This window comes from Paracoccus sp. 08, from assembly GCF_024105395.1.
GTDB lineage: Bacteria > Pseudomonadota > Alphaproteobacteria > Rhodobacterales > Rhodobacteraceae > Paracoccus > Paracoccus marcusii.
In genome coordinates, this window is the sequence record NZ_WEKR01000059.1 from 1 (window position 1) to 1,913 (window position 1,913).

The window sequence follows — 1,913 nt, forward strand, 5'->3', positions numbered from 1 at the left end:
GCATAGATCTGGTGGTCCAACTGGCGCAGCAAGGCTTGCCTGCCCGGCCCGCCGCCCCCGCGCCACGCCAGATGCGCCGCCGCGGCCGCACGCAGCCCGGTCAGATCGCCGCTGGCCGCCGCCCTGCGCATCGCCGCCGCATGCGGGCCGGGCCGCAGCCGGCGCAGGCCGCGCCCGATCGCGGGCAGCCTGCCCCACAGCACCACGGCCAGCGCGACCACCCCGCCCGAGAGCGCCAGCCCCACCATCTGCCAATACAGGGCGACGCCCGTCCCCGATGCGGTGCTGAAACCCGCGAAGCCGAAGGGGATCGGCTTCATCGCCGCCACCTCGATCCGGCGGCTGTCGGTGTCCAGCCAGGGAAAGGGGATCGCGGGCAGGACGCCTGGCTCGCCCGTGCGGGGGCGCATCTGCCATTCCCAGACCACGCGGGCGACCGGGCCGTCCGGGGTCGGGATCGTCTCGCGGGTTTCGGGCAGGGTAAAGCTGATCAGCCAGGGCTGGGCGATGTCGGGGCGCGGCGGCAGGTGATGGGCCATCGCGCCCAGGGCCTCGATGGTGACGCGGCGGGTCAGGATGTCGTCCTTGGCCAGGCGGCCGGGCGGTGCGGACAGCTCGTCCGTCAGCACCAGCCTGCGTGCCGTCAGGGGGCGGCCCGAATGGGGAAAGGGCTTGACCGTCAGGCGCGTGGTGCCCGACGTGACGCTGACCTCCTCGCGGACGCCGCTGCGGGTGATGTTGGTCAGGTTATGGGTCAGCGGACCGATGGTCAGGTCCCCTGCCCGGCGCGGAAACAGCGCGATGTCGCGTTCGAAGATCTGGATCATTCGACCGCCGATGCGTTCCTGGAACCAGCGGTCGCGGTCGATCTGCATCCAGTCATAGGCGTCGGACGACGGAAAGGTCAGGCTTTCCAGCGACACGGTCAGGTCGTATTCGCCTCGGAGCGTCAGGCGCACCATCTCGGCCACGACGGGGTTGCCATGATCGTGCAGGATCAGCAGCCGCGCCTCTCCGGGGGCCAGGGGTGCGGGGGTTTCGGCGCGCAGCGGCGTGGCCAGCATCAGCAGCAAGAGGATCAGCCGGATCACCACGGGTCACCCGCCTCGGGCCGGATCAGGCCCAGCCCGGCGCGCCGGTCGTGTTCGGCCTGCAACCGCAGCGCCAGGAATTCGCCCGGATCGTCTGCGATGGTTTCCAGCCATGCGTCGCTGGCGGCCATGCCCCGCGCCTCGACCGGTCGGCGCCAGCTTTCGGCGGCGGCGTCGGTCAGGGCGTTGGCGATCATCTCGTCCGGGGCGGGACGCCCGCCCCGCCCCAGGATGCGACCCGGCGCGACGCTGTCGCCCTGCTGCGGCGGAAACATCGTCGCCACCAGGTCGCGACTGGCCCGGGCCTGTTCGTCGGCGGGGTTGGCGAACAGCACCGCGTCGAAATAGGCGACCGCCAGGGGATAGTCGCCCGTGGCGGCCAGCGACAGCGCGCGGTTGTAGGTCTGCGACCGGCCCGCGCGGGCGAAATCGGCATCGGCCAGGTCGTGGTCGCCCAACCGGTAATGGGCCACGCCCCGTGCGCCCGGATCGTCCAGCAGGATCAGCGCGAGCCTGTCCCMCCCCGCCCGCAGCGCCAGCGCACCAAGCGCCGCGGGGCCGGCAAGGACCAGCGCCGCCACGGCCAGGACCAGAAGGACCGCCGCCGCCCTCATCGCCGCCGCCTCAGCATCTGCAGCAGCGGCAGGGCGGCCAGCGCGGCCAGGAACGGCCCCAGATCGCGATAGCCCAGGGCCGTCACCGCCGGATCGCGACGGCGATCGCCCCCCTGGCGCAGCCGGGCGGCCAAGTCGTCGACATCCTGTGCCAGCACCATCTGACCGCCCGATTGCACCAGCTGCGCCAGCGCATCGGGCGCAGGGG

At 72.7% G+C, this 1,913-nt stretch carries 2 protein-coding genes and 1 pseudogene; all 3 read right to left on the reverse strand.

What is annotated here, in order from left to right; genetic code table 11:
• Window positions 1–1,091 (reverse strand): hypothetical protein (locus GBO37_RS14005; RefSeq protein ID WP_252929643.1); only part of this gene is annotated, 1,091 nt, incomplete at its 3' end.
• Entirely contained in the window at window positions 1,088–1,705 is a 618-nt protein-coding gene (locus tag GBO37_RS14010) for a hypothetical protein (RefSeq protein ID WP_252929645.1), read from the reverse strand. The genes GBO37_RS14005 and GBO37_RS14010, both read right to left, overlap by 4 nt.
• Window positions 1,702–1,913: pseudogene (locus GBO37_RS14015) on the reverse strand (VWA domain-containing protein); the annotation flags it as partial. The pseudogene GBO37_RS14015 and the gene GBO37_RS14010, both read right to left, overlap by 4 nt.